The 13,066-nt window shown below is 63.7% G+C and carries 13 protein-coding genes and 1 pseudogene; 1 reads left to right on the top strand and 13 read right to left on the bottom strand.

The genetic code is table 11. The features are described 5' to 3' along the window. The 11 genes and pseudogenes from ACTG4X_RS15595 to ACTG4X_RS15545 all read right to left on the bottom strand — a co-directional run. On the bottom strand, positions 1 to 912 hold the full coding sequence (locus tag ACTG4X_RS15595) for an acyltransferase domain-containing protein (protein WP_307614607.1): 912 nt from the start codon (positions 910 to 912) through the stop codon (positions 1 to 3). Further along, positions 909 to 1,784: a triphosphoribosyl-dephospho-CoA synthase MdcB gene (mdcB, locus tag ACTG4X_RS15590; RefSeq protein WP_440534233.1), complete on the bottom strand. Its 876-nt coding sequence runs from the start codon at positions 1,782 to 1,784 to the stop codon at positions 909 to 911. The genes ACTG4X_RS15595 and mdcB overlap by 4 nt, the downstream gene beginning before the upstream one ends. Next, positions 1,781 to 2,467 (bottom strand): malonate decarboxylase holo-[acyl-carrier-protein] synthase, encoded by a 687-nt coding sequence (gene mdcG / locus ACTG4X_RS15585; RefSeq protein WP_440534232.1) that lies wholly within the window; start codon positions 2,465 to 2,467, stop codon positions 1,781 to 1,783. Before mdcG ends, mdcB begins: the two co-directional genes overlap by 4 nt. Positions 2,468 to 2,476: 9 nt before the next feature. Beyond that, entirely contained in the window at positions 2,477 to 3,178 is a 702-nt protein-coding gene (locus ACTG4X_RS15580; protein ID WP_307614603.1) for a biotin-independent malonate decarboxylase subunit gamma, read from the bottom strand. Further along, entirely contained in the window at positions 3,175 to 4,071 is an 897-nt protein-coding gene (locus tag ACTG4X_RS15575) for a biotin-independent malonate decarboxylase subunit beta (RefSeq protein WP_440534231.1), read from the bottom strand. Before ACTG4X_RS15575 ends, ACTG4X_RS15580 begins: the two co-directional genes overlap by 4 nt. Further along, positions 4,068 to 4,397, bottom strand: coding sequence for a malonate decarboxylase acyl carrier protein (gene mdcC, locus ACTG4X_RS15570; RefSeq protein ID WP_371127418.1), 330 nt, complete (start codon positions 4,395 to 4,397; stop codon positions 4,068 to 4,070). Before mdcC ends, ACTG4X_RS15575 begins: the two co-directional genes overlap by 4 nt. 12 nt (positions 4,398 to 4,409) lie before the next feature. Further along, a complete protein-coding gene (mdcA, locus tag ACTG4X_RS15565; protein ID WP_440534230.1) occupies positions 4,410 to 6,092 on the bottom strand; it encodes a malonate decarboxylase subunit alpha in 1,683 nt (560 codons plus the stop codon). Positions 6,093 to 6,103: 11 nt separating this feature from the next. After that, positions 6,104 to 6,868 carry a malonate transporter subunit MadM gene (gene madM / locus ACTG4X_RS15560; protein ID WP_093059033.1) on the bottom strand — a complete coding sequence of 255 codons (765 nt, stop codon included), beginning with the start codon at positions 6,866 to 6,868 and terminating at the stop codon, positions 6,104 to 6,106. Positions 6,869 to 6,873: 5 nt separating this feature from the next. Further along, positions 6,874 to 7,290 carry a malonate transporter subunit MadL gene (madL, locus tag ACTG4X_RS15555; protein ID WP_307614600.1) on the bottom strand — a complete coding sequence of 139 codons (417 nt, stop codon included), beginning with the start codon at positions 7,288 to 7,290 and terminating at the stop codon, positions 6,874 to 6,876. 145 nt (positions 7,291 to 7,435) lie between these two features. Next, a complete protein-coding gene (locus tag ACTG4X_RS15550; protein ID WP_093078231.1) occupies positions 7,436 to 8,350 on the bottom strand; it encodes a LysR family transcriptional regulator in 915 nt (304 codons plus the stop codon). Positions 8,351 to 8,653: 303 nt separating this feature from the next. Further along, positions 8,654 to 8,935, bottom strand: a pseudogene (locus tag ACTG4X_RS15545) (type IV pilus secretin PilQ); the annotation flags it as partial. Between the two features lie 144 nt (positions 8,936 to 9,079). On the opposite strand from ACTG4X_RS15545, the gene ACTG4X_RS15540 reads away from it, so the two are divergent. Further along, positions 9,080 to 9,478 (top strand): sensor histidine kinase, encoded by a 399-nt coding sequence (locus ACTG4X_RS15540; RefSeq protein ID WP_440534229.1) that lies wholly within the window; start codon positions 9,080 to 9,082, stop codon positions 9,476 to 9,478. A gap of 115 nt (positions 9,479 to 9,593) precedes the next feature. Here ACTG4X_RS15540 and ACTG4X_RS15535 read toward each other — a convergent pair whose 3' ends face one another. Both ACTG4X_RS15535 and ACTG4X_RS15530 read right to left on the bottom strand, forming a co-directional pair. Continuing rightward, complete coding sequence (locus tag ACTG4X_RS15535; protein WP_440534228.1) at positions 9,594 to 11,885, bottom strand: LamG-like jellyroll fold domain-containing protein; 2,292 nt, start codon at positions 11,883 to 11,885, stop codon at positions 9,594 to 9,596. A gap of 246 nt (positions 11,886 to 12,131) precedes the next feature. Continuing rightward, the gene (locus ACTG4X_RS15530; protein ID WP_440534227.1) at positions 12,132 to 13,028 is read right to left on the bottom strand and encodes a LysR family transcriptional regulator; all 897 of its coding nucleotides are present in this window, start codon (positions 13,026 to 13,028) and stop codon (positions 12,132 to 12,134) included. Between the last annotated feature and the right edge of the window lie 38 nt (positions 13,029 to 13,066).

Genomic DNA, 13,066 nt, shown 5'->3' with positions numbered 1-13,066 from the left:
CTAAGCCGCTGTCATGCATTTCTGAACGTAGCGCGCAATGGCTTCCACGCTACGAAACTCGTCTACGGAGCGTGCTGGCGTATCGGCGTACCGGCCGTTCCACATGCGCGCCAGTGCCCGCCCTGGACCAATCTCGATCACGCATGCCACTCGTCGCCCGGCGATGCTTTCCATGCATTCGTCCCACCGCACTGCGTGATCGATCTGCCTGGCCAACGCGTGCTTGAGTTGAGGCGGCTCGGCAACGCGGCCCGCCGCATCGCTGAAGAGAGGAATTCCGGCAGCGCGAAACGCCAGTGGCGCAATGTGCGCAGCAAAGCCCTGCGCCGCCGCAGCCATCCACCGCGTATGGGATGCCACCTGCACGTTGAGAAGCAAGGCGTGCGCGCCCTGGCGTTGCGCCGCTTCGACTGCGAGCGGCAGCACGACTTGCAGGCCCCCGAGCACAACGCTGTCGATGCCGTTTCTTATGGCGACGGCCAGATCGAATTCCTCGCACAGCCGTCCAAGCAGCGATTCGGTCACCCCGCTGACACCCATCAGGCCTGTGGAATTCGACTCACCAGCACAGTCCATCAGCGCTGCGCGGCGATGCGCCAGTTCAAGGGCCGTGTTCGCATCGAAAACGCCAGCGGCCGAGAACGCCGCCAGTTCGCCAACACTGTAGCCAGCCGCCGCCGCTGGCGCTGGAAGACATGGGGCAAGCTGGGCCCACGCAGCCAACGCCAGGCCTGTCAGCAGAACCTGGGCATTCGCATTGCACCCTGCCCAGACGGGATCTTTTACGCATGCTCTCCAGTCGTCGATGCCGAGTAACTGCTGCATGGCGTGCACCGTTTCATCATCCGCGAGCCAGGGCAGCATGTCGGGGTGCTGCATGCCCTGGCCCGAAAAGACGATGGCGTAGCTCATTCCGCCACGCCGCAGATGCGCTGCATCCAGCACGCTGCGGCCAGGGTATCTGCAGCGCCACCAGGCGACAGACGGAGCGCGACGAAGTCACGGTGAACCGCGTGTGCGGCTTCCATGCCCCCCTGCCCTGCTGCACCGCCCTTCGCAAGAAAATCGCGCGCTGCCTGCTGTGCGTTGCGCAGGCCCTGAATTCCGCCGCGGTGCGCCAGATTGCTGTCGTCCAGTACAGCCATGACGGCGAACAATGTATCGACACGCGCCTGCTCCGGGCTCAGACCGCGCCGCACTGAACGAAAAAGTGTCGGAACGGCTGTGTCGAACAACACCGGAAATCCAAGCGCGGCCTCTTGCGATGCGCTTCGCAATCCATGGCGGCGGGCCGCGATGCCGCCTGGCAAAGTGGAAATGCGGTGGCTGCGGGCCTGCAACGCATCGCCCCAATGCCGACGCAATGCAGTCCGCAATGTGGCTGGACGCGCCGGCTCGCCGTCGCGCCGCGCCGCGCCGGCGGCGGCACAGAGCAGGCCCAAGGTAAAGACGGCGCCACGGTGTGTGTTCACGCCACCCGTCGCCTCCAACATCCGTGCCTCCGCGGCAATTCCACAAGCTTCCAGTGCCTTGAAAGGTGCATGCGCCTCGCCCAACTCGGCGATCTGCACGAAGTAGTGCCGCAGCGCGATGAGGCTTCGCATGAAGGTGTGTGCGTCCATGTCGTCATGACTGCCGTTGTCGACGAAGGACACCAGTCCCGGCTTCGGTGCCAACGCCAGCTCGTCGTACAGCGCCAGCGTTGCCGCGCAGCCGATTGCATGCGATGAAGGCGGCGAAGAGAACGCTGTCGGGATGAGGGCGAGAGGTAGCGCAGTGCTCATGCCGCAAGACCCATCTCTTGACTGTCTTCGGGCACGAAGGCGTTTGTCTCCAGCCGGGCGCCGCACACGTGCTTCACCAGCACGCTGCGCGAATGGCCGGCCCGCCAGGCGCTCCACTCGCGCCAATTGACCGCGCTGCCGTCGCGAAAGACAAGTTCGCCATCAAGCCGCAACCGCCCGGGTGCCTGGGCCTGCAGACAGGCAGCCACGAAGTCCGCGTGGCGTGCATCGTCGACTGCAATCCACAAGTCCAGATCGGATCCCGGATGCGCGTACCGCAAGCCCGTGAGTTGTTGCCAACCATAGCTGCCGTAGGCGCGCACCTGCACGCGCTCCATTTCGAACGCTGTCGCCAACCTGTGCCAGGCCGCGCGCGCATCGCGCGGCAGCAAATGCAGCACCTCGTGTGCGCGCGGAAATTCACCGAAGCACAGGATGGCCGAACGCGGCACCTGCAAGCCGAGCCGGCGGCGTCCCCAGTGAGTTGGGGCGGGAAGGCCGAGCGAGACAGTCTCCTCCTGCGCAGTTGCAAGCTCGTGCTGGCGTGTCACCACGAGCGGAAGGCCTCGCTCTGCCCAGTGCGCGATGCACGCCTTGCCCTCGCTGTCCCATGGGCGGGCCAGCACTTGCGTCCAGCCCTGGGCGGACAGGTGAGCGAGCCGATGGCGGCGCAGCAGCTTCATGCCAACACCTCAGGCAGCATCGAGCACACGTTGCGCCACGTCGGCGGCGAGCTTGCGGCCGCCGCGCAAGGCGCCGTCCTTGGCACGTCGGTCCTCGCCTGTCGCTTCGGACAACGCAGCACGCAATGCCTCCTGCAGATTGCCCTCCCAGAGGGCGCGCACTCCGCCCATGGCCACGTAGTTGCCGACACCGGGCGCAAACACAGGATTCGATTCGGAAAGCTCAGTGAGCATGGCCTCCGGCAACTTGGTCACGCGTGCCATCGCAGGGATGCGCATGACACGGATTTCCGCCTCAGGCAGCGCATCGCAGGCATCCGCGATCAGTCCCGAGGTGATGAAGCCGCCCGACAACGCCTGGTCGTACACCAGTCCAATCACTCGATGCCCGTTCCGCCGCGCAAGGTCAATACACATACCGAGGTGTGCCATGGCGCGATTGATACCGAGCAATTCGTCGCGTCGGCGCAGCTGCTGGCCCTGGGTATCGATGAGCAGCAGGATCGGTCGACCCGGATGCTGCGAGATCGTGTCAAGCACCACGCGGGCTTGCGCCAACGCGAGCCGAACGCCGATCGAAGCATGATTCGTTGTCCCGATGACCGTGAGCAACTCGCCCTCGAACAAGACCTCCCCCTGGAGAAAATCGCCGGCCTCACGCATGCCGTGGAAAGGGCCGAAAAGTTGCGTGACCAACGTGTTCCATTTCATTTTTGTGCCTCCGTGGCCACGCGCAAGGCATGCATGGCGGCCACGTCAATGTCGGGAATGCGCTGCGCATCGGCCACGCCCAGACGCTGCCAGAGCGCCATTGCGTCGTCCAGGTCATCGCTGGGTGGCGGCATATCGCGCAAGCGCGCACTCAGCAGCGCGTGTTCGGTCTCCAGCAATGCCGACGTGACCGGCTTCGCGGCCGAGAGCGCGCAGATGGCCGCCTCGCGGAAGGCCTGCACATCGTCTTCGACGAGCTCGTCGCAATCGCCTGTCAGCCAACGGTGTTTGCCGCCGGTGGTACGCCACACCAGGGCGCGGTCGCGCGAATCGAACTCCTCCACACCGAAGGAAGCCTCGATCACCTCGGGGCCGGACATGGCCAGCCGGCCGCTGTCGCTCATCACGATGTAGTCGGTGCAGCGCGCGACGATGCCCATGCCGCCGAAGCAGCCGTTCGCGCCGCCGATCAGCGTGATCACAGGGATGCCCGCCGCACGCACGTCGAGCACCGAACGCATCACCTCCGACACTGCAATCAGGCCGGCATTGGCTTCGTGCAGCCGCACTCCACCGGACTCGGCCAGCAGCAGCACGGCCGTTGGCCGATCGCGCAGTGCGCGCTGCAGCAGGCCCACGAGCTTGGCGCCATGCACCTCGCCAACGCCGCCGCCCATGAAGGCGCCCTCCTGCGCGGCAACGAAGACCGTGCGGCCGGCCAATGTGGCGCGGCCGATCGCAACGCCATCGTCGAAAGCACAGGGCACACCCAGTTGGGCAAGGTGCGGGCTGGTCAGCCGCTCGGACGGCGGCAGCCACTCGTGGAAGCTGCCCGCATCCAGCAGAAGGTCCAGGCGCTCACGCGCCGTGCATTCGGCATAGCTGAGGCTCATGACGATGCTCCCGGCAGTTCGGCCACGGCCTGGCCGAGCCGCAGGCCCACCACTGCGGGGGTGGCGCCCATGTCATTGATCGAGATGCGGATGCCTCCGAGCGGATGCCGTTCGTGAAAGTCCGCCAGCACGGCCCGCCAGATGGGTTCGAAGCCGCGCGCCGAGGTCTCGATGCGCACGGTGCAGTCATCGCCGGCAGCGCTCTCGAGCATCACCTCGAGGTTGCCCGAGCCGACCACGCCGACCAGGACTGGCGCAAAGGTGTCCGCGATGCGCTGCCCGGGGAAGGAAAAGTCCAGGATTTCGAGTCCTGCTGGAATGCTCATGATGGTTGTTTCCTACCAGTTCCTGAATCGTTGGGGCGGCTGGTACAGCCCACCCGAGGCGCGCACGATGTCGCGCATGCTGCGAGCGGCCAGAAGGTTGCGCGTGGCGTCGCGCGGGTCGATGCCCAGATCCTCCGGCCGGCGAATCACGCCGCGGTCGCGCAGGTTCTCCACCGCGCGCTTGTCGCGCCCCAGCCCGACCGCCGTGTAGCCCGCTACGCCTCGGATCGCCTGCTCGCGCTCTGCATCGTTGCGGCACAACAGCAGGTTGGCGATGCCTTCCTCGGTGAGGATGTGGCTCACGTCGTCGCCGTAGATCATGATCGGCGGCAGTTCCATGCCCGACTGTTCCGCCAACTGCCATGCGTCCAGCCGGGCGACGAAGGCGGGCTGCATGTGCTCGCGGAAGGTTTCGACCATCTGCACCACCAGCTTCTGGCCACGCGGCGTGCCGGCCGCGCCGCCGCGGCCCGCGCGCGCTTCCTGGCCCGCCTTGAGCCAGGCCGGGCTCGTGTGGCGGCGACCGCGCGCGTCGGCGCCCATGTTGGGCGCACCGCCGAAGCCCGCGATGCGTCCCAGCGTGGCGGTCGAGCTGTTGCCGTCGAGGTCGATCTGCAGCGTCGACCCGATGAAGAGGTCGCAGGCGTAGTGCCCTGCGGCCTGGCAGAACGCGCGGTTGCTGCGCAGCGACCCGTCCGGGCCGGTGAAGAACACGTCGGAGCGCGCGCGGATGTAGTCCTCCATGCCCAGCTCGGAGCCGAAGGAATGCACCGATTCGACCCAGCCTGCCTCGATCGCCGGAATCAGCGCGGGATGCGGGTTGAGCGCCCAGTGCTTGCAGATCTTGCCCTTGAGGCCGAGCGACTCGGCATAGGTCGGCAGCAGCAGCTCGATCGCTGCCGTGTCGAAGCCGATGCCGTGGTTCAGGCGCTGCACGCCGTATTCGGCGTAGATGCCCTTGATCGCCATCATGGCCATCAGCACCTGAATCTCGCTGATCTGCGCCGGGTCGCGCGTGAACAAAGGTTCGATGAAATTGGGGCGCGGCGCTTTCACCACGAAGCTCACCCAGTCCGCCGGTATGTCGATGCGCGGCAGCGTGGTGGTGTGGCCATCCACCAGTTCGTTGACCTGCGCGATCACGATGCCGCCGGAAAAAGCGGTGGCTTCGACAATGGCGGGAGTGTCCTCGGTGTTGGGGCCGGTGTAGAGGTTCCCCTCCGCGTCCGCGGCATGGGCCGCCACCAACGCCACGCGTGGCGTAAGGTCGACGAAGTAGCGCGCGAAAAGCTCCAGGTAGGTGTGGATCGCGCCGATCTCGATGCGCCCGGCCGACACCAGCTTGGCCAGGCGCGCGCCCTGCGGCCCCGAGAAGCTGAAGTCCAGCCGGCTCGCCACGCCGTTTTCGAACAAGTCCAGGTGTTCGGGCAGCGCGAGCACCGACTGCACCATGTGCAGGCCGTGCACCCGCGCCGTGTCGACCTGCACCAGCGCTCGGGCCAGAAAGTCGGCCTGCTTCTGGTTGTTGCCTTCCAGGCAGACCCGGTCGCCCGGCTCCAGCACGGCCTCCAGCAGCGTGCCGATCGCTTCGGTGGCCACCAGCTTGTCCTGGCGCTGCGTGCCAAGCGCCTGCGCGGCGCGGGCCAACCGGCCTGCGCGGTTTTCGGTCCTGGTGTTCCAGTTCATGCGATCCATTCGTCCATTCCTCAACCCATCACCGCCTTGACGGCAAAAAACAGCACGGACGGGCCCAGAAGGCAACCCAGTCCGGTATGGAAAGTAGCGACCAGCGCACCGTAGGGCACCAGCTTGCGATCGGTGGCAGCGAGGCCGGCCGACACGCCGCTCACAGTACCGGCAAGGCCGCCGAAGACCATCGCCGAGCGCGGCGTCTTCAGGCGCAGGAAGCGTGCGGCCATCGGGGTGCCGACCATCACGAGGATGGCCTTGACCAGGCCGGTCGCGATGCTCAGCGCCATCACGTCGGGGCTGGCACCGATGGCCGCCCCCGTGACGGGGCCCACGATGTAGGTGACGGCCCCGGCGCCGATCGTTGTCATGCTGACCGCGTCGGAGTAGCCGAAGCTCCAGGCGATCGCCGCGCCCACTACAAAGGGCAGCAGCGTCCCGAGCAACAGCGAGATCACTCCGATGAGCCCCGCCTGGCGAGCTTCGGTCACCTGCACTTCAAAGGCCGTGGCAACAATCGCGAAATCGCGCAGCATGGCCCCGCCCATCAGGCCGATGCCTCCAAACAGCGACATATCGGCCAGGCCTTTGTGGCCCCCGGTCCGGGTGCCGCCCCAATAGGCGAGGATGAGTCCGATCACGATGGCGATGGCCGATCCGTGCACGCGCCCGAAAGTCAGGCGGCGCGAGATCTGGCCGGAAAGCAGCACGATCAGCCCCACGACCATGAAGGCGCTGACCAGGCCGTTCTGCAAGGCAGCTTTTTCGAGGATTTCAAGCATGGCGCTCATTCCGCCTCGTTGAGAAGAGGGTTGTCGTTGCGCACCGGCTCGGCCAGCGAGCTGGCGACCGGATGCTCCATGCGATTGATCAGCGAGATCACCACCGCGCAGACGGCAACGGCCGCCAGCGCCGAAAGTAGTGCGACGGGTCCACCGCGCAACGCGGAAACCATGTCCTGCTGCGCCGCCATGGCGACCACCACCGGGATGTACATGGCGCCCCAGTACTCCACGCCCAGTTCGGTCAGCTTGGGCAGGATGCCCTTCCTGTTCATGTAGATGCGCGCCGTGATGAGCAGCAGCATCGCGATGCCCACGCCGCCGACGTTGGTCTTTACGCCCAGCGCCTGCCCCAGCAGGTCGCCTAGAAAAATGCCCAGCAGATGGCACAAAGCCAGCAGCGCGGTGCCGTAGATGATCATGGGTTATGTCTCCGGAGTGACGGCGCGCGAGGGGCGCTGTTCCTGGAGACGTACGGTATCGGCTTGCCCGGCCGCAATCAATTAACGGCAGTCGACGACAGTTACTCTCAGCGAAACGATCGAGGGTGCCAATGCGATGGCGCGCTCAGGCCAGTTCGGCTCTGGCGCTCCTGCATACCGCGAGCAGCGCAAGCAGGTTCGGGTCGCGCTCGCGTGTACGCAGGAAGCTGACTCCCAAGGTCTGGCGCATCAGGTACTTAGGCGCCAGCGGAATCAGTTGGACCTTCTGCGAGAACAGGTCGCGCACGCGCCCTGGCAGCAGCGTGTAGCCAATGCCACCGCTGACCAGGTTCATCAGCGAGAAGATGTCGCCGGTCTTCATCACCACGTTGGGAGTGAAGTTCGCCACCCGAAAGGCCTCCACGAACCCGTTGTAAGTAGCGAACCCCTCCTTGAGGCTGACGAATTTCTCGTCGGAACATTCGCTCAGATCGACGCAATCGAGCGTAGCGAAGCGCGATCCCATAGGGGCCGCGAAGTAGATGTCGTCTTCGAACAGCGGCTCCGAAACGATGTCGCCAGCCTCTTCCGGGACCGCCATCAGCGCCGCATCGACGGCGCCGTCGCGAATTTTCTGCAGCAGATCCGCGTTGGAGCCGAGTACGAGCTCGGTCTCAAGGCTGGGCTTGCGCACCTTCATGTGGACGAGGACCGCGGGCACAGTGCGGATGGTCAGCGAGTAGAGCGACCCGATACGGATGCGATCGGCCGAGTAGCCGGCGACCTCGCGCGTGGAGCGGATGCCCGCGGACATGGTGTGCAGCACCTCACGCGCCACTTCGGCCAGCGCATGCGCGGCTTCGGTGGGATGGAGGTTACGGCCCTCATGACGAAACAGCGCGCAGCGCACGCCGACTTCCAGGGAGTGCAAGGCACGGTGAACGCTCACCGTGCTGACCTCGAGCCGCTCGGCCGCGCGCGCAAGATTGCCGGTTTCCATGAACGCAATCAGCGTCTCAAGCTTGCGGAAAGTGATTTCTTCGTCGACACGGGCGTGCATGATGGTCTCGCAGATCAGTCCGCATCCTAGCCCTTTGGAGCGCCCGGCCGGCCTGGCGCTCCAAGGACGCGGGCGTGCAGTGAACTTTCTGGCCCCCTCGGAGTACGCACCGGAGGCAAAGTTGATGGCGTGGCCGCGCCGGGCGTTCGTTCGAAGGATCGGCATTCACGCTGGAGAGGTCGGGATGTTCATCGAACCGCTGCCTGCTTGCGCCATGCCGTCCGAACCAAAGTACAGGACGCATCGATGCGCAGGGCCAGGTGACTGCCGACATGAATTTCTCGCACCCACATCGCATCGCGGCTAGCGGGCCGCATTCCGATCGGTAATCATCTTCGGGGTGATGAAGATCAGCAGTTCGCTCTTCTTGACCTCGCGGGTGCGTGATCGGAACAGCACCCCGACATAAGGCAATTCGCCGAGTACCGGTATCCGTGACTCGTCGTTCGTTTCCGACAGTTCGAAGATCCCGCCGATCACGACAGTCCCTCCGTTTTCAACGAGCACTTCGGTCTGAACGTGCTTCGTGTTGATGGCGTAGCCCGCAGTGGTCGATTGGCCGACGGAATCCTTGTTCACATCCAGGATGGCCTGATCGAGGAGTTGCTCACGCTGCATCGCCTGGAGGCTGGTGCGTCTGTCGCGCCACTGGAGCGGGTGGATCTGATCGAGCTGCTGGACGACATCACGGAAGACGCCGACTTCGAAGCCCGCGCCACGGGTCGCCGCGTGAGCACCGATGCTCACGGAAGTTTTGTCGTTGAAGTGCATGGCGAGTTGATCTATCGCGCGTTCGAGAACGTCATCCGCAACGCCGTCAAGTACAGCCCGCCGTGCGGCATCGTGGAAGTCAATGTGCAGGTCGATTCGCAGACAGGCGCTCTCGTCATCGCGGTGGCTGATCGAGCCCCGGGCGTGTCGCCCTCGTTGCTGGAAAAAATTTTTGAGCCCTTCTTCCGTGCCGAAGAAGGCGAGCAGGTGCACGGCGTGGGCCTCGGCCTGGCCATTGCTCGTCGCGCGATGCAGATGCACAACGGAAGCGTCACGGCATCGCCGCGCGAAGGCGGAGGCCTTTTGGTGAAGCTGATCTTGCCTTCTTCCCAAGGAGCGTCCGCCCCCTTCGAGTGAGACAGGTGTCGCGCGACTCTGCGGTGCCCGCATGGCCATGAAGCTTCGCCGGGTGGATGGCACCTTTACATAACTTGCGTCGGCCAAACGGCGGCACGCGGCCCCGGCGGTCAGGTCAGGTTGCCCTGGCCGTCAGCCACTTGTCGGAAGTCAGGGGGACGCCAACGATGCGGATTTCACCAATGCTTCCCAAGAAGCCGGTCGACATGTTCCCGGCCCACTGACCGCAGCCGATGGCAATTTGCTGGGTGGGGCTCACGTATTGAATGCCCTGCATGTTCGTGTTGTTCCGCAGGACGGGCGCTCCTTCCACGTACATGGTGGTCGCGTACGACGCGGAGGGGTCGTTCACGATGGCAATGTGCAGCCACTGGCCGGCCGACACGCCTCCGGACCAGCAGGTCAGATTGGTCGCCTGGTTCACCGGGACAATTTCCCACTGGAATTCCATCAGGTTTGAAAAGGCGAACATCAGTGCGCAATCGCCCTCGCCCGATCCGAAACCAGGCAGCTGCGATCGCGCGCCCAGGCGGTACAGGATGCCCATCCATCCATTCGTCGTTGCATCGAAACCTGGATCGATATTGACGAATGCCTCGATGGTGTAGCCCGAGGGGAAGGTTTCCACGTTCAGCGTCGAATTCTGGTCGGTGGTGAAGTAGGAAGACTTGGTCTTCGTGGCATTCAGGAAACGCAGGCTTCCGGGCGCGGCCGACAGCGGATGATGGCTTGTCGACCAGACCAGATCACCGGGCGAGCCCATCCACGTGTTCACCGAAATCGGGTTCTTTCCCCCAGCCGAACTGTCCTGGATTTGCTGCCCGGGCTGATAGGGAAAAAGATCCCCGTCGGCTGCCGACGCATTGAAGAAACGCCAGTGCGCCAGCGTGCTGCCGACCTTCGGGTAATCCTCGGTGCTCGTCGGAAGCCTTGCGGCCTTCTGTGGAGGCTGGCTGTAGTTTGTCAGGATGATTTTCCTGGCCGCGTCTGTCAGGCCGCTGTCCGATGAACCGTCCGGAACGGTGAAGTTCGGATTGAAGGAAGCAAACCTCCGGACAAAATCCAGGTCCAGCGTGAAGGACTGGTTCGAGTCGGACAGCCAGGCGGCGTCGAACTCGTTGAGCGTGGCGGCCGGCTTCAAGGGAACCCATGGAGAGAACGAGCTGGCAATGATCTTCTTGTTGGTGAGATCGAACTCGAACATCCGCATGAGACCGTTGCCGCCCATGTAGGCCATCTGGTAGTCCACCACCATCAGGTAGACATCGTTGCCACGGGAATTCTTCTTCGTGCTCGTGCAGGAGCCGTGGTAGTGACCACTGACCGCCATGAAGATCTGGTCGTTGTCCTTGATGAGCTTGTCCCACATGTAGTTCGAATAGGCGGTATCGGCGGCGGTCTTCCCGTCGCTGCCGATTCCGACTAACTGGTGATTCACCAGGATGACGGGGAGCGTCTTGTTCGCCTGGATGACCTGGTTGGCCCAGCCGATCGCATCGTCAGATGCTCGCCACGACATCGACAGCACAAGGAATTTGTTTCCTTCGGCTTCGAAGACGTGATATTCGTGGAACCCGGAAACGTGCCTTCCGCCGAATGTCGCCTGCCTCTTCGCGCGCTCCGCGGGGAACACCTGCAAGTAGGGCTCGAACAGGCCCACCCGATGACTGCCGCCGTCCTGGTAGCCGTCGTTGTTGGCGAAGCCGGTGACTCCGACGCCCCAGTCCGGGCCCCATTGCATATCGGAGTCGATGGCCCCTACGTCATGATTTCCCGCGCAGATTGAATACGGGCATTGGGCCGCCTCGAGCACCTGCATTGCCTGGCTTGCAAGCTCCCATTCCTTCGTGACCTGGCCATTGCCGATCTGGCCATTGCCAACGAGATCGGTCGAGGCGCTCCAGGGGGTCGATTTTTCCGATGTGTAGTACCAGGACTGGTCAACGATATCGCCAAGATGGATGGTGAATGGCATTTTCAGCAGCTTGGCGTTTTGCGCGATCCATTGCGTTTGGGTTTTGAATGGATTGTCGTATTTCGGATCTATTCCCGAATACAGTTTTTGATAGAGCCCGCCCATCTTTTCCGATGCATACCTGGGATAGAACTGGGTATCAGGAAGCACGGAAATGGTAAAGCTGGATATCTTTTGAGCGGCGGCGCCAGGACTGGCTGGGGGCGGCGAATTGCCCGGCGACGCACCTGCCGATGTCCCGCTCCCTCCTGTTGCCGGAAAGGCCGTGGCGCTAGCGCCATTGCCGCCACCGCCGCACCCGGGCAACGCGATTGCCATGCCGGTGACCGAGCCGGCCAACATGATCTTCAGCAGTTCCCGGCGCCTGTTTTCCGGAACGGAAGCCAATTGATCGAGGCCGGCATTTTCTTCAGGAGCGTAATTTTCAGTCATGGCATAAAAGTCAGGAACGCATCGAAGTTCTTCCGCGGAATTGCGAACGACTTCGAAAAGCGGAACTTTATTTGCCAAATATGATGTTTTCGTGAATTAATTACCGCGCAAAACGTACGAATTCACAAGTCATTGACTCAATATTCCGGGAAATCGACCCAGGCAATTAACCCGCCAATTGGCGGCAGGAATTAATCCTGACCCAGGCCTGACTCGCTTACCGAACATTCATGGTCGAGGCATCACTCAAACAGGTGCAGCTCCCACAGGGTGCGGGGACCGGTCGCAATACTCGATCAGGAGTTCGGTGAGGACCCGTATCTTCCGTGCGGGATGCTGACCTGGCGGTCGGATGACATATGCACCTGCCGGGGGTGGTGGATGACGTGTCATGACCGGCACGAGTGCCCCGGAGGCCACATGTTCATGGGTGAGCCAATCGGGCAGGTAAGCGATCCCGAGTCCTGCTGTAGCAGCGGCGACCAAAGCAGTGCCGTTGTCGGCCTTGAAGCGCCCCTGCGGACGAACCGTGATGATCTTGTCGCCATCCGTGAGCTGCCAGGCCTCGGTCCCCTGCATGAGGGCCTGATGAGCGACGAGTTCCTCCGGCGTCTCGGGCGACCCATGCGCCTTGACATAGTCCGGGCTCGCGACGAGCTTCCCGTGGACCGGGCCGATGCGTCTTGCAATCAGGTTGGAGTCCTGAAGATAGCCAACCCGTATCGCACAGTCGTAACCCTCCGCGATGAGATCAACGAAGCGATCGCTGTAGCAGGTCTGGATGTGAAGCCTAGGGTGGCGTCGTGCCATTTCCGCGAGGATGGGCGCGAAGTGAGTCGGGCCCAGGGAAAACGGCACAGCAACACGCAAGCGGCCGCGAAGGTCACCAGCGGGCAGGATCGCTTCCCTGGCCACGTCGATCTCGGCGCAGACCCTGGCTGCATAGTCCCGGAACGTGGCCCCGGCTTCAGTGAGAGCAGCCCCGCGGGTGGATCGCGCGAGCAGCTGTACACCAAGTTCTTCTTCAAGCCGGACGAGACGACGACTGACGATCGACTTGGACACCCCAAGCCGCAGCGCAGCAGACGAAACGCCCCCGGCATCGGCAACTTCCACGAATGTCTGCAGTTCTTCGATATCCAATTTGGCGTTCCCCATTTCGCGACACAGCTCGCCGCGAA

This window comes from Variovorax sp. YR566 (assembly GCF_051992195.1).
Taxonomy (GTDB): domain Bacteria; phylum Pseudomonadota; class Gammaproteobacteria; order Burkholderiales; family Burkholderiaceae_C; genus Variovorax.
Note: the sequence above shows the minus strand (reverse complement) of the source record. Positions and strands in the feature narration are given on the sequence as shown.